General features: G+C 71.4%; 18 protein-coding genes. 11 read left to right on the top strand and 7 right to left on the bottom strand.

The window, feature by feature from the left end; genetic code table 11:
- Window positions 1-122: 122 nt before the first annotated feature.
- Entirely contained in the window at window positions 123-707 is a 585-nt protein-coding gene (locus HGN31_RS07800) for a Smr/MutS family protein (protein ID WP_168782842.1), read from the bottom strand.
- A gap of 93 nt (window positions 708-800) precedes the next feature.
- On the bottom strand, window positions 801-1,454 hold the full coding sequence (locus tag HGN31_RS07795; protein WP_168782841.1) for a Tim44/TimA family putative adaptor protein: 654 nt from the start codon (window positions 1,452-1,454) through the stop codon (window positions 801-803).
- 118 nt (window positions 1,455-1,572) lie between these two features.
- Between HGN31_RS07795 and HGN31_RS07790 the strand changes: the two genes are divergently transcribed.
- The 3 genes from HGN31_RS07790 (at window position 1,573) to HGN31_RS07780 (ending at window position 3,561) form a co-directional block, all read left to right on the top strand.
- Window positions 1,573-2,121 (top strand): FxsA family protein, encoded by a 549-nt coding sequence (locus HGN31_RS07790; RefSeq protein ID WP_168782840.1) that lies wholly within the window; start codon window positions 1,573-1,575, stop codon window positions 2,119-2,121.
- A 118-nt stretch (window positions 2,122-2,239) separates the two neighbouring features.
- Window positions 2,240-2,773: a protein-export chaperone SecB gene (gene secB, locus HGN31_RS07785; protein ID WP_036702211.1), complete on the top strand. Its 534-nt coding sequence runs from the start codon at window positions 2,240-2,242 to the stop codon at window positions 2,771-2,773.
- A gap of 137 nt (window positions 2,774-2,910) precedes the next feature.
- On the top strand, window positions 2,911-3,561 hold the full coding sequence (locus HGN31_RS07780; RefSeq protein WP_168782839.1) for an HD domain-containing protein: 651 nt from the start codon (window positions 2,911-2,913) through the stop codon (window positions 3,559-3,561).
- Window positions 3,562-3,589: 28 nt separating this feature from the next.
- Here the strand turns inward: HGN31_RS07780 and HGN31_RS07775 are convergent, their stop codons facing one another.
- The 3 genes from HGN31_RS07775 to HGN31_RS07765 all read right to left on the bottom strand — a co-directional run bounded on the left by HGN31_RS07775 (window position 3,590) and on the right by HGN31_RS07765 (window position 5,264).
- Entirely contained in the window at window positions 3,590-3,937 is a 348-nt protein-coding gene (locus HGN31_RS07775; protein WP_036708988.1) for an H-NS histone family protein, read from the bottom strand.
- Between the two features lie 73 nt (window positions 3,938-4,010).
- On the bottom strand, window positions 4,011-4,565 hold the full coding sequence (locus HGN31_RS07770; protein ID WP_036709009.1) for an ActR/PrrA/RegA family redox response regulator transcription factor: 555 nt from the start codon (window positions 4,563-4,565) through the stop codon (window positions 4,011-4,013).
- 69 nt (window positions 4,566-4,634) lie between these two features.
- Window positions 4,635-5,264: an SCO family protein gene (locus HGN31_RS07765; protein ID WP_036708985.1), complete on the bottom strand. Its 630-nt coding sequence runs from the start codon at window positions 5,262-5,264 to the stop codon at window positions 4,635-4,637.
- A gap of 146 nt (window positions 5,265-5,410) precedes the next feature.
- Here HGN31_RS07765 and HGN31_RS07760 point away from each other — a divergent pair, with 146 nt between their 5' ends.
- Both HGN31_RS07760 and HGN31_RS07755 read left to right on the top strand, forming a co-directional pair.
- Window positions 5,411-6,769 (top strand): ActS/PrrB/RegB family redox-sensitive histidine kinase, encoded by a 1,359-nt coding sequence (locus tag HGN31_RS07760; RefSeq protein ID WP_168782838.1) that lies wholly within the window; start codon window positions 5,411-5,413, stop codon window positions 6,767-6,769.
- Between the two features lie 72 nt (window positions 6,770-6,841).
- On the top strand, window positions 6,842-8,614 hold the full coding sequence (locus tag HGN31_RS07755) for a PAS-domain containing protein (RefSeq protein WP_168782837.1): 1,773 nt from the start codon (window positions 6,842-6,844) through the stop codon (window positions 8,612-8,614).
- Between the two features lie 390 nt (window positions 8,615-9,004).
- On the opposite strand, the gene HGN31_RS07750 is transcribed toward HGN31_RS07755, so the two are convergent.
- Both HGN31_RS07750 and HGN31_RS07745 read right to left on the bottom strand, forming a co-directional pair.
- Window positions 9,005-9,658 carry a YggS family pyridoxal phosphate-dependent enzyme gene (locus HGN31_RS07750; RefSeq protein WP_036708983.1) on the bottom strand — a complete coding sequence of 218 codons (654 nt, stop codon included), beginning with the start codon at window positions 9,656-9,658 and terminating at the stop codon, window positions 9,005-9,007.
- A gap of 194 nt (window positions 9,659-9,852) precedes the next feature.
- A complete protein-coding gene (locus HGN31_RS07745) occupies window positions 9,853-10,938 on the bottom strand; it encodes a porin (protein WP_168782836.1) in 1,086 nt (361 codons plus the stop codon).
- Window positions 10,939-11,310: 372 nt separating this feature from the next.
- Here HGN31_RS07745 and HGN31_RS07740 point away from each other — a divergent pair, with 372 nt between their 5' ends.
- The 6 genes from HGN31_RS07740 to HGN31_RS07715 all read left to right on the top strand — a co-directional run bounded on the left by HGN31_RS07740 (window position 11,311) and on the right by HGN31_RS07715 (window position 18,609).
- Window positions 11,311-11,814: a DUF3576 domain-containing protein gene (locus tag HGN31_RS07740; protein WP_036702198.1), complete on the top strand. Its 504-nt coding sequence runs from the start codon at window positions 11,311-11,313 to the stop codon at window positions 11,812-11,814.
- Between the two features lie 127 nt (window positions 11,815-11,941).
- The gene (gene leuS, locus HGN31_RS07735) at window positions 11,942-14,485 is read left to right on the top strand and encodes a leucine--tRNA ligase (RefSeq protein ID WP_168782835.1); all 2,544 of its coding nucleotides are present in this window, start codon (window positions 11,942-11,944) and stop codon (window positions 14,483-14,485) included.
- Window positions 14,472-14,954, top strand: coding sequence for an LPS assembly lipoprotein LptE (gene lptE, locus HGN31_RS07730; protein ID WP_168782834.1), 483 nt, complete (start codon window positions 14,472-14,474; stop codon window positions 14,952-14,954). Before leuS ends, lptE begins: the two co-directional genes overlap by 14 nt.
- Window position 14,955: 1 nt before the next feature.
- On the top strand, window positions 14,956-15,984 hold the full coding sequence (gene holA / locus HGN31_RS07725) for a DNA polymerase III subunit delta (protein ID WP_168782833.1): 1,029 nt from the start codon (window positions 14,956-14,958) through the stop codon (window positions 15,982-15,984).
- A 20-nt stretch (window positions 15,985-16,004) separates the two neighbouring features.
- On the top strand, window positions 16,005-17,204 hold the full coding sequence (locus tag HGN31_RS07720) for a BaiN/RdsA family NAD(P)/FAD-dependent oxidoreductase (RefSeq protein WP_168783862.1): 1,200 nt from the start codon (window positions 16,005-16,007) through the stop codon (window positions 17,202-17,204).
- Window positions 17,205-17,331: 127 nt separating this feature from the next.
- Window positions 17,332-18,609 (top strand): MFS transporter, encoded by a 1,278-nt coding sequence (locus HGN31_RS07715; RefSeq protein ID WP_168782832.1) that lies wholly within the window; start codon window positions 17,332-17,334, stop codon window positions 18,607-18,609.

Here is an 18,609-nt window from a genome sequence, read left to right as displayed (position 1 = left end):
AACACCCCGAGTCGCGGCCGGAAACGGACGGCCCTTGCCGCCGTTATAGCCGCCCCGCCGCCCGACGCCGAGCCAAAGGTTAGAAAAGCGTTAACATCCGGCCCGACCCCCCGGCCGCCGCCTCAACCCTGAGGCAACCGTCGCAGCCAGACGTAATAGGCCCCGCCGCCGCCGTGCCGGTCATGGGCGGGCACCACCTGCATCACCGCGCCGGCCATCGGCGCCATCCCCAGCCAGTGCGGCACCTCGTGGCGCAGCGCGCCCGAGCGGGTCGGCAGCGGCCCCAGGTCGCCGCGCCCCTTGCCGGTGATCACCAGCACCAGCCGCAGCCCGGCCGAGCGCGCCGACAGGATGAACCCGGCCAGCTCGCCCTTGGCGGCGGCCAGCGTCAGCCCGTGCAGGTCCAGCCGCGCCTGCGGCTTCAGCTTGCCGCGCACGAGGTCGCGGTGCGTCCGCGCATCCATCCGCAACGGCTCGGCGCGCAAACGCTCACCCGGCGAGGTCGCCGCCGCCGCCGCCGAAGGCTTCGCCGCCCGCGCCACCGGCGCGAGCGCCCCGACCCGGAACCCCGCCGGCACCGGCGCCCGCGTCACCGCCGGCGGAGGCGCGAGGCGCGGCGCCACCGGCACCGGCGCCGGCACACCGTCGACCGGCGCGCCGAACGGCTCGGCCCGCTGGCGCAGCTTGTCGCGCGCGGCGCGTTCCATCGGGGTGACACTGGCGGCGACCTGACGCCACAGGGCGGCGTCCTCGTCCGACAAACCGCCGCCGGACCGGCTTCCGCGCCGCCGCGCCACGGCTCAGGCCGTGGCGACGAGCTGCCAGTTGGGGTCGTCCTGCCCCATCCGGCGGGCAAAGGTCCACACGTCGCGCTGCTTGCGCGCCGCCTTGGGGTCGCCGTCCACGACGTTGCCCTCGGCATCGCGGTGGGCGGCGATCAGTTCGCCCACGAAGCGCACCGAGACCTCGCCCACCCGGCTCTGCGGATCGAACACGGCCCCGTCGAGCGCGGTCTCGCGGGTGCCCAGATACTGCACCTCGGTCACGATCCCGCGGGCCTTGCGGTCGGCGATCACCGCCTCGAAGGCCTCAGCCACCTGCGGGGCGAGGAAGGCCCGCACCTCGGTCAGGTCGCCCCGCTCGAAGGCGGTGAGGATCATCTCATAGGCCTGCCGCGCGCCCGACAGGAAAGGCCCGACCGCGAACCCCGGCTCGGCCCGCTGCATCTCGGTCAGCGCGGCGGCGGCGGGGCTGCCCGGCTCGGCATGATCCAGCACGTCGCCCGCCTCGGGCTCGACCGGGACCGGCCCGGCGCGGCGCGGCAGCGCCTGCGGCTGGGCGGCCTCGCGCGGCGGCTCGAACCCGTCGCGGGTGCCCAGCACGTTGCGCAGCCGCATGATCAGGAAGACGGCGATGGCCCCGAGCACGAGGATCTGGATCAGCGAGTTCGACATGGGCGGCCTTCGGACTGGGTGGGCATTGGTGGCGCGGGGACGTCAGACTATGTAGGGACGAGCGGTGCGCGAGTCCAGTTGCGCGCCCGATGCGCCAAGGTTTCCGAGGGTTTCGCCGATGTGGCTTCTGCTTGCCTTTCTCGTCCTGCCGATCGTCGAGATCGCGCTGTTCATCCAGATGGGCGGGCTGATCGGCCTGTGGCCCACGATCGGGCTGGTGGTGCTGTCGGCGGTCGCGGGCAGCTGGCTGATGCGCCAGCAGGGGGCGGCGGCGCTGGCCGACCTGCAACGCGCCTTCCGCGACCTGCGCGACCCGACCGCGCCCTTGGCGCACGGGGCGCTGATCCTGCTGGCAGGGGCGCTGATGGTGACGCCGGGGTTCGTGACCGACCTCATGGGCATCGCGCTGCTGATCCCGGCGGTGCGGGGCTGGGTCATCGGCCGGCTGGGGCGGCGCATCCGGGTCGCCGGGGCGGGCTTCGGCTACGGCGGCGCGGGTCCGGCGGCCGACTGGCATCGCGCCGGGCCGCCGGGCGGCGCACCCCGCGGCCCCTATAGCGGCACGGTGATCGACGCCGACTACGTGGTGATCGACGACGACGCCGCGCCGCCGCCCCCGCGCCCCTCGGGCCGCACGCAACCGCCCTCGGGGTGGACGCGGCATTGAGCGGCGCGGGCGCGGGTGCTAACACCCGGCGCGACTGTCCCGCACGCCCGGCAGGGCCCGCCCCTGCCCAGGATGGCCCCCGCCCGGGAAGGCCCCAACTCGCAGCAAGGATCGACCGATGACCGACGAAACCGCCAACGGCGCCGCGACCGCCGCCCCCGCCGAGACCGAGGCCCAGCAAGAGCCGCAGGTCCGGCTGAACATCCTCGCCCAGTTCATCCGCGACCTCTCGTTCGAGAACATCGTCGCACAGAAGGGCATCGCCGGCGAGGTCTCGCCCGAGATCCAGGTGCAGGTCAGCCTCGACGCCCGCAAGCGCCAGCCCGACCACCAGTACGAGGTGATCTGCAAGTACCGCGTCACCTCGGTGAACACCAACGACCAGGCCAAGCTGTTCCTGTGCGAGCTGGACTACGCCGGGGTCTTCCACATCGAGGGCGTGCCGGAAGAGCAGATGCACCCGTTCCTGATGATCGAGTGCCCGCGCATCCTGTTCCCCTTCGTGCGCCGCATCCTGTCGGACGTGACCCGCGACGGCGGGTTCCCGCCCTTCAACCTCGACCCGGTCGATTTCGTCGCCCTCTACCGGCAAGAGGCGCAGCGCCGCGCTGCCGCCCAGGCCACCCGCCCCGAGGGCGCGCCGCTGTCCTGAGCGGCGATGGCGCGGCCGTTCGCGGTGCAACCGGCGTTCGCATGAACTGTGCATGAACGTTGCATGAACATCAGGCGAACATCATATGGTCTGTGCAGGGCCGTCCTTCGGCCCTGCGCCCCCACGGGGGAGATTTCATGAGTGCGCCCTCGGGGCCGGCCGGAAAATTGCCGCTGAAACGTCCGCCGAAACGGGCGTGGCAAAGAATGCTGTCGGGACGGCGCCTCGATCTGCTCGATCCGACGCCGGTCGATATCGAAATCGCCGATATTGCCCACGGGCTTTCATTCGTCGCGCGCTGGAATGGTCAGACCCGTGGCGACTGGGCCTATTCCGTCGCCGAACATTCGCTGCTGGTGGAAGAGATATTCGCCCGGCTCGATCCCGGCGCCGATCCGCGCTGGCGTCTGGCGGCGCTGCTGCATGATGCGCCGGAATATGTGATCGGCGACATGATCTCGCCGGTCAAGGCGGCGCTCGGGGTGGAATACGGGGAAATGGATGCGCGGATTTCCGCCGCCGTGCATCGCCGTTTCGGCCTGCCCGCCGCCATTCCCGCGCCAATCCGCAAACGGATCAAGACCGCCGACCGCATTTCCGCCCGGCTCGAGGCGGTCGAGATCGCGGGCTTCAGCCCCGCCGAGGCGGACCGGCTGTTCCCGCTGCCGCGCGGTGTGGACACCGCCGGGCTGAAGATCCGCCTGCGTCCCCCGGTCGAGACCCGCGCCGCCTATCTGGCGCGGTTCGCCGAGCTGATGGCTGGCGCCGACCGGCGGCACCAGCCCTGAGCGCCTCAGGCGCCCGCCATGGGCGCACTCAGAGCGCCAGGTCCTCCAGCGATCCGCCGCCGTCGAGATGCTCGCTGACCCAGCGCGGGCGGCGTCCGCGCCCCGACCAGGTTTGCGTATTGTCCTCGGGGTGGGCGTATTTCGCCTCTCCGGCGGGGCGCGACGCGGCCCCTTCGGACGTGCGGCGGCCTTTGCGCCCGCCGGTCTTCCCCGTCAGTTCGTTGAGCGCAAAGCCGTGTTCACGCGCCGCCTGCTCGACGGCGGCCAACGCTTCCTTGCGTTTGCGGTCCTGAAACGAGCTGATCGCCCGATCGACACGGGCACGAAGTCCGCGAAGATCCTCGAGCGACAGCGAGTCGATATCGAAATCTTCCAAGCTGGTTCACCTGTCTGGCTGTTCATTAAGCAGACAATATCGGACCATCCGACATTGCCTTAATTAACGTATTTCAGCGCGGACTGCGTTTCGCAAGTATTCTTTGCAATGTCCGGCGGTGCATATGCAGTCGCCGCGCGGTTTCGCTGACATTGCGGTCGCATTGCTCGAACACCCGCTGGATATGTTCCCAGCGAATCCGATCGGCCGACATCGGATTTTCCGGCGCCGGCGGCAATGCGGATTCCTCGGTCAGTAATGCAGTCGTGATCTCGTCGGCGTCGGCGGGTTTCGACAGGTAATCCGTCGCCCCCATCTTCACCGCCGCCACCGCGGTCGCAATCGCGCCATAACCCGTCAGCACCACGATCCGCGCATCCTCGCGCCCCGACCGCAGCGCATCCACCACGTCGAGCCCGCTGCCATCCTCGAGCCGCAGGTCCACCACCGCATAGGCCGGGCAACCCGCGGCCAGCGCCTCGCGCGCCGCGGCGACGCTGGTGGCGATGCGCGGCTGAAAGCCCCGCCGCTCCATCGCGCGGGCCAGCCGGGTCACGAAGACCTCGTCGTCGTCCACCAGCAGCAGGCTCGGGTCGCTGCCGATTGCGGCGCTGTTGTCTTCGGTCATGGCTTTCTCGCGGATCAACGACGTTCCGCGACCAGATATTCGGGAAAACCGCCCGGGGTCAAATCCGCATCAGGATTTTGCGTGATCCACGAAACAGGCGACGGTGTCGGCCATCTGCTCGGGCGTGGTATCGCGGGTAAAGAACTCGACCGTGCCGCGACCCGGCAGCACCAGATAACTCTGGGTCGTGTGATCGACGAGATAGCTTTCCTTGTCCTCGGCGTCGTTCACCTTGAAATACCCGCGCCAGGCTTTGCTCACGGCGGTGACCTCGTCCACGCTGCCGGTCAGGCCCAGCATGTCGGGATGCATCGCGTCGGTGAAGTCGCGCATCCGCTCGGGCGTGTCGCGGGCCGGATCGACGGACATGAAGACCGGCCGCACGTCATAGCCCCGCGCCTTGAGCAGGTCGACGGCGGCGGCATTGCGGGCGTTGTCCATCGGGCAGACGTCCGGGCAATAGGTGTAGCCCATGTAGAAGATCGACGGCCGGTCGAAGACCTGCGCGTCGGTCACGCGGGCGCCGGTCTCGTCGGTCAGCGTGAAGGGCCCGCCGAGCGCCTCGGTGCCCCCGGCCACGGCCGAGCGGCGGCAGTCGGCGAAGACGTCGCCGCCCGCCGGGCGCAGCCACAGCCAGCCGGTCAGCAACAGCAGCGCCGAGGCGACGACGGCGAGGATCATGATGCGGCGTTCGGTCATCGGGCGGGCCTTCGGGTTCGGGCGCCGCTTGCGGCGCAGAGAGGGGCGCAAAGAGGGGCGCGCACGCAGCGCACGCGGCGGCGCGGCGTTGCGCCGGCGCCCGGCCGTGGGTATCAAGTCCGGGCACAGGTCTTCAAGTCGGCAGGATGACGCGGAGCCATTTCCCCAGCACCATCGCCGGCGGGCCGGAGCCCCGCCTCGGGGCCGGCGGCCCGCTCGGCCGGGCCGAGCCGGTCCGTCGCCGCACCCTCGTCGCGCTGCGCTGGGTGGCGCTGGCGGGACAAGCCTCGGCCGTGCTGGCGGCGTGGCTGCTGGGCGCGCAACTGCCGTTCCTGCCGGTGCTGGCGGTGATCCTGGCGGCCGCGGCGGCCAATCTCGCGCTCGGGGCCCGGCAGGGTCGCGTCTCGCCGCGCGAGGCGCTGGCGCAGCTTGTGCTCGACACCGTGCAGACGGGGACGCTGCTGACGCTGACCGGCGGGACAGGCAATCCGTTCGCGCTGTTCGTGCTCGCGCCGCTGACGATCGGGGCGAGCGTCCTGCCGCGCCGGCAGCTCTACGTGCTGGGCACAGCGACGGCGTTGACGGTGCTTGCGATGACGCTGCTGCCCGTGCCGCTGGTGTTCGCCGAGGCGAGCGCCCGGACCGCCGGCACCGCGATGGATGTCGCCGCCGTGCTGGCGCTGGCGATCGGCGGGCTGTTCCTCGCGCTCTCGACGCACCGCGTCTCGTCAGAGCTGTCGGCGACCGAGAACGCCTTGCAGGCGACCCGCATGGGCCTCGCGCGGGAACAGCGGTTGCAGCACCTGGGCGGCGTGGTCGCGGCGGCGGCGCACGAGATGGGCACGCCGCTCGCGACCATCAAGCTGGTCGCGGGCGAGCTCGCCGACGACCTGTCGGGGCGTGAGGGGATCGGCCCTGACGTCGGCGCGGATCTGGCGCTGCTGCAGAGCTCGGCGGACCGCTGCCGCGACATCCTGCGCAGCATGGGCAGCGCCGGGAAGGACGACCTGCACCTGCACAGCGCGCCGCTGTCGGACCTGCTCGAGGAGGCCGCCCGCCCCCACGTGAACCGCGGCGCCGAGATCTGCATCGACGACACCACCGGCGCGATCGTCCGGCGCGATCCCGCGGTGATCCACGCGCTGCGCAACCTCGTTCAGAACGCCGTCGATTTCGCCGCCACGCGGGTCAACGTCACCGCCGCGCGCGAGGCCGGGCGGATCACGGTGACGATCCGCGACGACGGCCCCGGCTATCCGCCGCATCTGCTGGGTCGGCTGGGCGAGCCCTACCTCACCACCCGCCGGCAGGGGACCGAGGGGCCTGACGGCTACGAGGGCATGGGGCTGGGGCTCTTCATCGGTCGCACGCTGCTCGAGCGCAGCGGGGGACGAGTCAGTTTTGCGAACGACAACGGGGCGGTGGCGCGGGTGAGCTGGCCCGAGGCGGCGCTGCTGGCCGACGACCGCGCTGTGCTGCGGCCGAATCCCGCAATCTCCGATTGAATCCGGGCGCGCCTTAACCTTTCCTTAAGCAAACGGGTGTTACGCAACGCCTGAACGATCGCGGGCGGTTGCATGGTGGACTGGACGATCATTGCCTGGGCATTTCTGGCCGGAACGGGGTCGCTGCTGGCCGTCCTGCTGATCCTGCGGCTGACCGGAGCGCTCGGCAGCGGGCTCCGCAGCGAGGGCGCGGCGCGCAAGGCGGCACGACCGTCGGTTGAACCGCTGATCCTGCTGTTCCGCGACCGCCGGCTCGTGGATGCGACCGGCCCGGCGCGGGCGCTGCTCGACGCGCTGCCGGGCGAGGGCGAGTGGGCGCGGCTCTGGACGTGGCTCGGTCAGCGGTTCGAGGCGCCGCAGCGCATCCTCGAGATGGCGGCGGCGGACGGCACCGCGGTTCTCGCGGGCACCCCGCCCGCCGGAGCCGTGGCGAGCGGGCGCAGCGCCACCTTGCGGCTGCGGGCCGAGGATCTGGGCGGCGGGCTGCTGCGGCTCGAACTCGTCGACCCGACGCTCGAGCAGGGCGGGATCACGGTCAACGCCCACGCGCTGGCCGCGATGGAGGATGAGCTCGGGGTGCTGCGCGAATCGGTGGACCACGCGCCGGTGCTGATCTGGCGGGAGGACGCGGAAGGGACCGTGACCTGGGCCAACGCCGCCTATCTGCGCGAGATCGAGGCGCTGAACCCCGACGACGTGGTCTGGCCGTTGCCGCGGCTGATCGACCTGCCCGGCGACGCCGATTCGGTGCGCCGCGCGCGGATCGAGGTGGACGACCATTCGCGCTGGTTCGACTGTCATGTCCAGGCCGCGGACGGGCACCGCACGATCTTTGCCGTCCCCGCCGACGATGCGGTGCGGGCCGAGGGCAGCCTGCGCGAGTTCGTCCGCACGCTGACCAAGACCTTCGCCGACCTTCACATCGGCCTTGCCATCTTCGACCGCGAGCGGCGGCTGCAGCTCTTCAACCCGGCGCTGATCGACCTGACCGGCCTGCCCGGCGGCTTCCTGACCGCGCGCCCGACGCTGCACGCGGTGCTCGACGCGCTGCGCGAGCGGCGGATGGTCCCCGAGCCCAAGGACTACGCGAGTTGGCGGCGCACCATCGCCACGCTCGAGGCCGGCGCGGCCTCGGGCCACCATGTCGAGACGTGGAGCCTGCCGGGCGGCCAGACCTACCGCGTCACCGGGCGGCCGCACCCGGACGGGGCGATCGCGCTGCTCATCGACGACATCAGCGCCGAGATCGCGATGACCCGGCGGTTCCGGGCCGAGCTCTCCCTCAGCGCCGAGGTGATGGACGCGATGGGCTCGGCCGTGGCGATCTTCGACGCCGATGGGCGCCTGCTCAGCACGAACCGCCGCTTCGAGGCGCTGTGGGCCGCCGAGGGCACCCCGACCCTGCGCGGCTACGACCAGCGCTGGCGGCTGACCGCCGGGGACAGCCCCGGCTATCACGCCCTGCGGGCCGCGCTCACCGCCGCCCGCCCCGAGGGCAGCCGCAGCGGCGCCATGGCCGGCCCGGCGCGCGAGCTGCTCTCGTGGCAGGTGTGCCCGCTGTCGGCGGGACGCCGGATGGTGATGTTCGCGCCGACGGTTCTTGCAGGTGCGACCCTCGCGTCCTCTGCGGACAGCGTGGCTGGGGCGGCGGGGGTTCTTGGCGGGGGGAGCGAGGCGGCGATGGCTTTTGCCGTGCCGGCAGCGGCCATCCCGGCAGCAGCCGGTGCCACGCCGGACCCCAGCGTAACGACCCCGCGCGAGCCGCAGCAGGGCTGGCCGGTGCGTTCGGGGGCCGCTCTGGCAGTGACGGAAAGCGGGGAGCGCGTGGCGGGCGGCGTCGGCTGAGGGGCGGGCGACATTTGCGGTTTTCGGGCCAAAGGTGCTGGCACCTCAGCAGGGCTGATTGGTCCGTTCGGCAGCCGCGCTGGCCCTAACGAAAGGCAGCGAGCGATTGGCCGGTGAGGGCGCTGAGGCGCGGGTCGAGTCCACCGACGCCGGGCCAAACGGCCGGCGTTCGGGCGAATCGGCAGAGCTCTCACCGCCGCCCCCTGTCTCGCCGCAGTCGGCACGACACGCGGTTGGTGCGCGGACAACGAGGTGAAGCCTCTTGCGAACGCCTTGACCGTTGCAAGCAGCCCGGCTCCAATCCTCGGGTAAATCTCGCCTGCGCGCCGATTAAGGTGCTGTCACGCCCGCCGCCTTCGGCAGATTGGCCCTCTCGCCAGCTGCGCGCGGCTAGCGCGTCGTCCGAGCGCCGAAGATGGCGCTCCCGACGCGGACGTGGGTGGCGCCCTCGGCGATGGCGGTCTCGAAATCGGCGCTCATGCCCATCGACAGGCCGGGCAGGTCGTTGCGCTTGGCGATGGCGGCGAGGGCGCGGAAATGCGGAAGCGGGTCGGCGTCGTCGGGCGGGATCGCCATGCAGCCGACGAGGTTAAGACCCAGCCGCCGGGCGGCCGCGATCAGCGCGTCGGCCTCGTCGGGAAGCACGCCCGCTTTCTGCGGCTCGGCGCCTGTGTTGACCTGCACGAAGACCTCGGGGCGGCGGCCGGTCTCGTCCGAGATCCGGGCCAGCCGCTCGGCGAGCGAGAGCCGGTAGAGGCTGTGGATCGCGTCGAACAGCTCGACCGCCGCGCGGGCCTTGTTGGATTGCAGCGGGCCGATCAGGTGCAGCGCCACGTCAGGCCAGCGCTCGCGCCAGGCGGGCCACTTGCCCTGCGCCTCCTGCACGTAGTTCTCGCCGAACACCTTGGCTCCGGCCTCGAGGACTGACTCGACCCGCTCGGGTGGTTGCAGCTTGCTGACCGCGACGAGGGTGACGCTGCCCGCAGGACGCCCGGCGGCGGCCTCGGCCGCGGCGATGCGGCGGCGGATGTCGTCCAGTCCCATGCGATTCTCCTTGCATTTGTGCACCCGAGCCGCCGGCGCCTGTCGTCGGAACTTCAGGCAGCGTCGTCGTCAGACGGAAACGTCAGGATGTCCCGCGTGCGTTTCTGCGTCTGACCGCCGCGCACGTCACGGGCGTCGCAAAAGAAAAGAGCGGGCGCAAGGCCCGCTCTTTCCGTCGTCCCGATCCGGATGGATCAGAATTTGAAGACCAGACCGAAGTCGGCCATGGTGCGGTCGCTCAGGCTGGAGCCGAGAGCGTCGTCGCCCGAGACGTTGACCACGCCACCTTTTACGGTCGCGCCGCCGCCCAGGTCGTAGGACGCGCCCACACCAACGATATCGGCCGTGAACTCGTCGGCCGGGGTGTCGTACGCCACCCGACGCCAGTAGCCAGCCAAGCCGACACCGTTCGCCATCTTGTACTCGGCGCCGACGCCGAACTGGTCAACGTCGAGGTCGCCGGTCAGGGTCGGGATGTCCTTGACCGTGCTGGTCACGTAGATCCCTTTGACCTTGACCTCGTTAAAGACCGTCGCGGCCGAGATACCCCAGCTGGTGTTTTCATACGGGATGCCGGCGAAGTTCACCGGGTCGATATAGAAGTCCGACTTTTCGTAACCGATGCCGAACTCATACCCAGCCATCTCGTACTTGGCGCCCAGCGAGTAGGCGTTGTTGTCGCGATCGATGGCCGAATATCCGATGTTCTGGTCCATGAACGACGCGAACAGCTTCACACCATTGATGCTGTATTCGTACAGCAGGCCGGCTTCGCTGTAGAGGCTGTCATCGAAGTCCGACGACGAATAGCCGAACTCGTTCAGGTAATCGAGGCCCGACATCCCGATTTCCGGCAGGTCGCCCAGGGCGTTTTCCATGCCCGAGTCGATATCGCCGGCGGTCAGCTTTCCGTAGGTACCCGACACCCAGACGATACCCTTGTCGGCCGACAGGCCGTTGCGGATCGCATAGGTGTTGACGACGGTGCCATCGGTCTCGTCGATCGAGAACTGGCTGCCGTAGCGGGCGCGCTGGGCTTCTTCAGCGCGGACTTCGGCGCCGAATTCCAGGCCCGAGTCGCTGGTGCCGGTCATGGTGAACTTGACGCGGGCGCGGTTCACGACGTTCCAGGCCGAGTCGGTGGTGGTGCAGGCGGCGTTGGCGCACAGATCGCTGTCGTAGCGCATACCGATGCGCGCGTCGCCCGACACGGCGACTTCAGCCGACGCGGCGCCGGCGAAGGCGACCAGCGCGCTGGTGGCGAAAAGAACCTTTTTCATGGCTTCCCTCATGTCTCTCTGTCACCCCTGCCGGTTGGTCCAGCGTGGGTATGGGGAATAAGTCGCGCTTTCCGCATGGCATTGCAACGATTGCGCCCCCCCGCCCGGGCGGTTGCCTTTTTTGTGGTGCACAAGCGCCACAGTCCGTTGCGCGGGCTGCAATTGCAGGCGGATCGGCCCCCGGTACCACCGCTCCAGCCAAGCGCCACGCAGGATTTCGCGGCGATCCGGCGCCGCAACCGAGGGGCCAGGCGCCGAGGCCGGCGCACCCCCGTTACCCGCCGGGGCGCTTGTCGCGCGCGGGGAATCCGCGCTATGCCTCGCCCGACGCCGTACGCGGGCGACCGCGCCGTTTCTGGGGAAAGCCTCGACATGATCCTTTGCGCCGTTCCGTTCCGCGCCGCACGCCCGGTTGCCGTCCTCGGACTCGTCCTGTCGCTGGCCGCCTGCGGGGGCAGCGGCGGGAAAGGCGGGCTCTTCGGCCTCGGCCCGTCCGAACACAACAAGCGCCCGGTCGCCGAGCAGCGCGAATCGACCATCTGGGACCTGTTCTCGGGCCGCGACTCCAGCAACCAGCAGGTCGCGGTGAACCGCTACCTGTGGAACGCCAGCCTCGACATCCTCAACTTCCTGCCGATCCAATCCATCGACCCGTTCACCGGGGTGATCGTGACCGGCTACGGCACGCCCCCCGGCGGCGGGCGCGCCTATCGCGCCACGGTCAAGATCAGCGACCCGGCGCTCGACGCGCGCAGCCTCAAGCTGTCGCTGCAGGGGGCCGGCGGCGCGGCGGTGGCGCCCGACACCGTGCGCGCGGTCGAGGATGCGATCCTGACCCGCGCCCGCCAGCTCAGGGTCCGCGACGGGCAACTGTAATTCGCGTCGTCCGGGCGCTCGCAGCCCCGGCCGGGCAACTGGACCTTCGGGGGGCAGGCGGCTAAACCCGCCGGGCGCGCGCGTGGCGTGCGTTCCACCCTCCCCAGAGAAGTTGCCGAGGTCCGCCATGTCCTATGATCCCGCCCACAGCGAGCCGCGCTGGCAGCAGGCCTGGGACGATGCCGGCAGCTTCCGGGCCGTCCGCGACGACCGGCCGAAATACTACGTGCTCGAGATGTTCCCCTATCCGTCGGGGCGCATCCACATGGGGCACGTGCGGAACTACACGATGGGCGACGTGGTGGCGCGGTTCAAGCGCGCCCAGGGCTTCAGCGTCCTGCACCCGATGGGCTGGGACGCCTTCGGGATGCCGGCCGAGAACGCCGCGATGGAGCAGGGCGGCCACCCCCGCGACTGGACCTATGCCAACATCGCCACCATGCGCGGGCAGCTGAAGCCGTTGGGCTTGTCGATCGACTGGAGCCGCGAGTTCGCCACCTGCGACGACGACTACGTGGCCCAGCAGCAGCGGATGTTCCTCGACTTCCTCGACGCCGGGCTGATCTACCGCAAGGCGGCGGTGGTGAACTGGGACCCGGTGGACATGACCGTGCTGGCCAACGAGCAGGTCATCGACGGCAAGGGCTGGCGCTCGAACGCCCCGGTCGAGCGGCGCGAGCTGACCCAGTGGTTCTTCCGCATCTCGGATTATTCCGAGGAGCTGCTGGCGGCGCTCGACGGGCTCGAGGGTTGGCCCGAGAAGGTCCGCACCATGCAGGCCAACTGGATCGGCCGCTCGCGCGGGCTGCAGTTCCGGTTCGAGACGGTGGACGCGCCCGAGGGCTTCGACCGGATCGAGGTCTATACCACCCGCCCCGACACGCTGCGCGGCGCCTCGTTCGTGGCGATCTCGCCCGATCACCCGCTGGCCAAGGCGCTTGAGCATGACCCGGCCATTGCGGCCTTCGTGGCCGAGTGCCGCAAGGGCGGCACCACCGAAGAGGCGATCGAGACCGGCGAGAAGCTGGGCCTCGACACCGGGATCAAGGTGCGCCACCCGCTGGACCCGGCGTGGGAGCTGCCGGTCTGGATCGCCAATTTCGTGCTGATGGACTATGGCACCGGGGCGATCTTCGGCTCGCCCGCGCATGACCAGCGCGACCACGACTTCGCGGTGAAATACGGCCTGCCGATCCGCGCCACCTTCGCCCCCTCGGGGATGACCGAGGCCGAGGCGGACGCGTTCGTGGCTGCGGCGCCCTTCCTGCCGCCCAAGTCCGAGCCGGTGTGCTACGTCCGCGGCTTTGCCGGCCCGCCCGAGCAGAGCGGCGAGGCCGGCGTCGCCGCGGCGGTCGAGGCCGCCGAGGCCGCCGGCTGGGGTGAGGGCGTGACCCGGTACCGCCTGCGCGACTGGGGCATCTCGCGGCAGCGCTACTGGGGCTGCCCGATCCCGGTGGTGCACTGCCCCGCCTGCGGCACGGTGCCCGAGGCGCCCGAGAACCTGCCGGTGCTGCTGCCGCGCGACGTGAGCTTCGACCAGCCGGGCAACCCGCTCGACCGCCATCCGACCTGGCGCGAGACGACCTGCCCCAAATGCGGCGGCGCGGCGCGGCGCGAGACCGACACGATGGACACCTTCGTCGATTCGTCCTGGTACTACGCCCGCTTCACCGCCCCGCACGCGCTGACCCCGACCGTGCGGGAGGATGCGGATTACTGGATGAACGTCGACCAGTACATCGGCGGTATCGAGCACGCGATCCTGCACCTGCTCTATTCCCGCTTCTTCGCCCGGGCGATGGTCCGCACCGGCCACCTGCCCGAAACCGCGAAGGAGCCGTTCGACGCGCTCTTCACCCAAGGCATGGTGACGCACGAGATCTATCTGACCCGCGACGACCGCGGCCGGCCGGTCTATCACCTGCCCGAAGAGGTGCGCGACGGAAAGCTCGCGGACGGCACCGCGGTCGAGATCATCCCCTCGGCCAAGATGTCGAAATCCAAGAAGAACGTCGTGGACCCGGTGCACATCGTGACCCGGCTCGGCGCCGACACGGCGCGCTGGTTCATGCTGTCGGACAGCCCGCCCGAGCGCGACGTCGAGTGGACCGCCGCGGGGGCCGAGGCCTCGGCGCGGTTCCTGTCGCGGCTCTGGCGGCTCGCGGACGAAGGGCGGGCGGGGGCCGAGGACGTGGCCGACCCCGATCTCGACCGCGCCACCCACCGCGCAATCGACGAGATCACCCGCGCGATCGAGGGGTTTGCCTTCAACAAGGCGGTGGCCAAGCTCTATGAACTCGCCAACGCGTTGGGCAAGTCGCCGGCGCGGGGCGAGCCGCGGCGCGCGGTGCTGCGGGTGATGGCGCAGCTGATGGCGCCGATGGTGCCGCACCTGGCCGAGGATGTCTGGGCGATGGCCGGCGGTGCGGGCCTGGCCGTCGACGCGCCCTGGCCCAACGCCGACCCGGCGATGCTGGTCGAGGACAGCGTGACGCTGCCGATCCAGATCAACGGCAAGCGCCGGGGCGAGATCGCCGTGCCGCGCGACATGGCCGCGGCCGAGGTCGAGGCGCTCGTCCTCGCCGATCCGGCGGTGCAGAAGTTCCTGAACGGCGCGGCGCCGAAAAAGCTGATCGTCGTGCCGGGGCGGATCGTCAATGTGGTCGCGTAGGGCGGCCCTCGCCGTGGCGCTGCTGGCCGGGTTCGGGCTGGCGGGCTGCGGATTCACCCCGGTCTACGGGCCGGGGGGCGCGGGCACGCGGCTGCACGGGCAGGTGCGGGTCGCCGACCCGGTGACCGCCGACGACTACGCCTTCCTGCGCCGCATGACCGAGCGGCTGGGCCCGGCCGAGGCGGGGCGCTATGACCTCGCCTATACGCTGCGGATCGCGGTGCTGCCGCAGGCGATCACCCCGGATGAGGTGACCACGCGCTTCTCGCTCAACGGCACCGCCGCCTATCGGCTGACCGATGCGGCCTCGGGCGCGGTGGTGGCGCAGGGCGAGGTCAGCAACTTCACCAGCCACTCGACCGTGGGCACCGTCATCGCCACCACGGCGGCCGAGGCGGACGCGCGCGGGCGGCTGGCGGTGACGCTCGCCGATCAGGTGGTGACGCGGCTTCTGGCGACGGTGCCCTGAGGTGCTGCTGAAGGGCGCCGAGATCGCGCGCTACCTCGCGAAGCCGGACCCGACCCGACCGGCGCTGCTGATCCACGGGCAGGACGCGATGCGCGTGGCGCTCAAGCGCGCCGATGCGGTGGCGGCGCTGACCGGCCCGGACGCCGAGGCCGAGATGCGCCTGACCCGCATCGCCGGGGCCGAGCTGCGCCGCGACGGGGCGCGGCTGATGGACGAGATCAAGGCGGTGGGCTTCTTTCCCGGCCCCCGCGTGGTGCTGGTGGACGAGGCGACGGACGCCGCGGCCCCGGCCATCGGCGCGGCGCTGGACGGCTGGGCGCATGGCGATGCGGTGATCGTCGTGACCGCCGCGGGGCTCGGCAAGGGCTCGGCGCTGCGCAAGCTCTTCGAGCCGCACAAGACGGCGGTCTGCGCCCCGGTCTATGACGAGCCGCCGGGCGAGGAAGAGATCGCCCGCTGGCTGGCCGAGGCGGGGCTGCGCGCCGTCCCGCCGGCGGCGATGCGCGACCTCTCGGCGCTGTCGCGGGCCATCGACCCGGGCGATTTCCGCCAGACGCTGACCAAGATCGGGCTTTACAAGCGCGGCGACGACAGCCCGCTGACCGCTGACGAGATCGCCGCGCTGGCCCCCGCCACCATCGAGGCCGGGGTGGACGAGCTGATCGACGCCGCCGCCGAGGGCCGCGCCGATGCGCTGGGTCCGCTGATGCGGCGGATCGAGACGCAGGGCATCGCCCCGGTCGCCATCTGCATCGCCGCTCTGCGCCATTTCCGCACCCTGCACCGCATCGCCGCCGATCCGGGCGGCGTGCAGGCGGGGCTGGGCAAGCTGCGCCCGCCGCTTTTCGGCCCGCGCCGCGACCGGATGGCGCGGCAGGCGCAGGGCTGGGGGATGCGCGCGCTCGAGGACGCGATGCACGAGCTGGTCGGGACCGACCTCACGCTCCGCTCCTCATCGCGGGCGCCGGCGATGGCGGTGATGGAGCGGGCGCTGATCCGGCTGGCGATGATGCCGCGGGGCCAGCGGTGAATGGCACGGTGAGCGAGGCGATCCCGGCTCTGGTGATCGGCGCCGGGCCGGCCGGGCTGATGGCGGCCGAGACGCTGGGCGCGGCGGGCGTGCCGGTGGTCGTCGCCGAGGCGATGCCGACCCCGGCGCGCAAGTTCCTCATGGCCGGCAAGTCCGGGCTGAACCTGACCCGCGACGAGCCCGTGGCGGCGTTTGCCGCCCGCATCGCCGGGGGCGCGGGCGACGTCGAGGGGTATTTAAGCCAGAAAGACTTGCAGGCGATCGTCGCGGGCTTCGGCCCTGCCGAGGTGCGGGCCTGGGCCGAAGGGCTGGGAATCGCGCTGTTCGCCGGCTCGACCGGCCGGGTGTTTCCGGTCGGCATGAAGGCCTCGCCACTGTTGCGCGCCTGGCTGGCGCGGCTGGGGGCGGCGGGGGTCGAGTTGCGGAGCCGCTGGCGCTGGCAGGGATTCGCCGGAGATGCGCTGCGCTTTGCGACGCCCGAGGGGGGGCGCGCGCTGCGCCCCGCGGTCACGGTGCTGGCGCTCGGCGGGGCCAGCTGGCCGCGGCTCGGCTCGGATGCGGCGTGGGTGCCGTGGCTCGGGGCCGAGGGGGCCGAGGTGGCGCCGTTCCGCCCGGCCAACATGGGGCTGCGGGTCGCCTGGTCGCCCGCCATGGACCGGCATTTTGGCACCGCGATCAAGGGGACGCGGCTGGCGGCGGGCGGGCTGTCCAGCCGCGGCGAGTGGGTGGTGACCCGCCACGGCGCCGAGGGCGGCGGGATCTACGAGGTCTCGGCCGCGCTGCGCGACAGGGCGGCGGGGGTCGTGGACCTCGCGCCTGACCTCGACGCGCCGACGCTGGCGGCGCGGCTCGCCCGGCCGCGGGGCAAGCTGTCGGTCGGCAACTGGCTGCGACGGGTGCTGGGCGATCCGGTCCGGGTGGCGCTGCTGTTCGAGTGGGGGCGGCCCCTGCCCGGCGATCCCGGCGCGCTCGCCGCCCGGATCAAGGCGCTGCCGATCCGGCACGACGGGGTGCAGGGGCTGGAGCGGGCGATCTCGTCGGCGGGCGGGATCACGCTGGGCAGCCTGCGCCCGACGCTTGAACTCGCCGCCCGGCCGGGGGTCTTCGCCGCCGGCGAGATGCTGGATTGGGAGGCGCCGACCGGCGGCTATCTGCTGACAGCCTGCCTCGCCACCGGCCGCCATGCGGGGCTGGCCGCCGCGCAGCGTCTGGCCGGCTGACCGCCCCGCGCGGCAGCCTTCGCCGGGACGCATGGCCGCCCTGCAGCGGGCGCGGGGGCGGTCCCATTGACCGGCCCTGCGACAAGCTGTCACGTGGCGTCATCAACCTGCCGCGAAAGCGCCCATCATGCCGCATCCGCAGACCCTCAGCGCCTCGTCGGCGCGGCTCTTCACCCCCGTGCTGATCGGCGGGTCGATCATCCTGCTCATCAACTTCGCCATGCGGGCAAGCTTCGGCGTCTTCCAGATCCCCATCGCCGAGACCTTCGGCTGGCCGCGGGCCGAGTTCTCGCTGGCCATCGCGATCCAGAACCTCGCCTGGGGCATCGGCCAGCCGCTGTTCGGGGCGCTGGCCGAGCGCTGGGGCGACAAGGTGGCCATCGTGCTGGGCGCGGCGCTCTATGCGCTGGGGCTGGTCATGACCGCGGTCGCCACCACCCCCGAGGCGATGCAGCTGTGGGAGGTCGCGGTCGGCTTCGGCATCGCCGGGACGGGGTTCGGCGTGATCCTCGCCATCGTCGGCCGCGCGGCGAGCGATGAGAACCGCAGCCTCGCGCTGGGGATCGCCACCGCCGCGGGCTCGGCCGGACAGGTGGTTGGCGCACCGCTGGCGCAGGGGCTGCTCGCGTTCCTGCCGTGGCAGCAGGTGTTCATGGTCTTTGCCGCGCTGGTGCTGACGGTGCTGCTGTTCCTGCCGATGCTCGGCAACGCCCGTCCCGCCAGCCGGTCCGAGCTCGAGGAGAGCATGGGCGCCGTCCTGCGCCGCGCCTTCACCGACCCGAGCTATCTGATGATCTTCGCCGGGTTCTTCTCGTGCGGCTACCAGCTCGCCTTCATCACCGCGCATTTCCCGGCGATGGTGACCGAGATGTGCGGGCCGATTGCCCCGGACGGCAGCCTGGCCGCGCTGGGCATCACCACCACCTCGGCGCTGGGCGCGGTGGCGATCTCGGTGATCGGGCTGGCCAACATCGGCGGCTCGATCCTCGCCGGGTGGCTGGGGAAGCGCTATCCGCGCAAGTACCTGCTGGCCGGGATCTATGCGCTGCGGACGCTGGTCGCGGCGTGGTTCATCCTGACCCCGATCACCCCGGCGACGGTGCTGATCTTCTCGCTGGCGATGGGGTCGCTGTGGCTCGCCACGGTGCCGCTGACCTCGGGGCTCGTCGCCTATATCTACGGGCTGCGCTACATGGGGACGCTTTACGGCTTCGTCTTCCTGTCCCACCAGCTCGGGTCGTTCCTCGGCGTCTGGCTGGGCGGCAAGCTCTATGACCTCTACGGCGACTACACGCTCGTCTGGTGGGTCGGCGTGGGCGTCGGCGCCTTCTCGGCGCTGATCCACCTGCCGGTGCGCGAGGCGCCCTCGGCCGCCCTGCCGCGCGGCTCGGCGGCGGCGGCCTGA

The organism is Paracoccus sanguinis (assembly GCF_012689545.1).
GTDB lineage: Bacteria > Pseudomonadota > Alphaproteobacteria > Rhodobacterales > Rhodobacteraceae > Paracoccus > Paracoccus panacisoli.
Note: the sequence above shows the minus strand (reverse complement) of the source record. Positions and strands in the feature narration are given on the sequence as shown.

Coding starts and splice junctions, on each gene's coding strand:
- HGN31_RS07765 (WP_036708985.1), bottom strand. CDS start 5,264: ATGACCGAACGCCGCATCATGATCCTCGCCGTCGTCGCCTCGGCGCTG.
- HGN31_RS07750 (WP_036708983.1), bottom strand. CDS start 9,658: ATGGGACTGGACGACATCCGCCGCCGCATCGCCGCGGCCGAGGCCGCC.
- secB (WP_036702211.1), top strand. CDS start 2,240: ATGACCGACGAAACCGCCAACGGCGCCGCGACCGCCGCCCCCGCCGAG.
- leuS (WP_168782835.1), top strand. CDS start 11,942: ATGTCCTATGATCCCGCCCACAGCGAGCCGCGCTGGCAGCAGGCCTGG.
- HGN31_RS07790 (WP_168782840.1), top strand. CDS start 1,573: ATGTGGCTTCTGCTTGCCTTTCTCGTCCTGCCGATCGTCGAGATCGCG.
- HGN31_RS07760 (WP_168782838.1), top strand. CDS start 5,411: ATGACGCGGAGCCATTTCCCCAGCACCATCGCCGGCGGGCCGGAGCCC.
- HGN31_RS07715 (WP_168782832.1), top strand. CDS start 17,332: ATGCCGCATCCGCAGACCCTCAGCGCCTCGTCGGCGCGGCTCTTCACC.
- HGN31_RS07745 (WP_168782836.1), bottom strand. CDS start 10,938: ATGAAAAAGGTTCTTTTCGCCACCAGCGCGCTGGTCGCCTTCGCCGGC.
- HGN31_RS07770 (WP_036709009.1), bottom strand. CDS start 4,565: ATGACCGAAGACAACAGCGCCGCAATCGGCAGCGACCCGAGCCTGCTG.
- lptE (WP_168782834.1), top strand. CDS start 14,472: ATGTGGTCGCGTAGGGCGGCCCTCGCCGTGGCGCTGCTGGCCGGGTTC.
- HGN31_RS07800 (WP_168782842.1), bottom strand. CDS start 707: ATGGAACGCGCCGCGCGCGACAAGCTGCGCCAGCGGGCCGAGCCGTTC.
- HGN31_RS07740 (WP_036702198.1), top strand. CDS start 11,311: ATGATCCTTTGCGCCGTTCCGTTCCGCGCCGCACGCCCGGTTGCCGTC.
- HGN31_RS07755 (WP_168782837.1), top strand. CDS start 6,842: ATGGTGGACTGGACGATCATTGCCTGGGCATTTCTGGCCGGAACGGGG.
- HGN31_RS07795 (WP_168782841.1), bottom strand. CDS start 1,454: ATGTCGAACTCGCTGATCCAGATCCTCGTGCTCGGGGCCATCGCCGTC.
- HGN31_RS07780 (WP_168782839.1), top strand. CDS start 2,911: ATGAGTGCGCCCTCGGGGCCGGCCGGAAAATTGCCGCTGAAACGTCCG.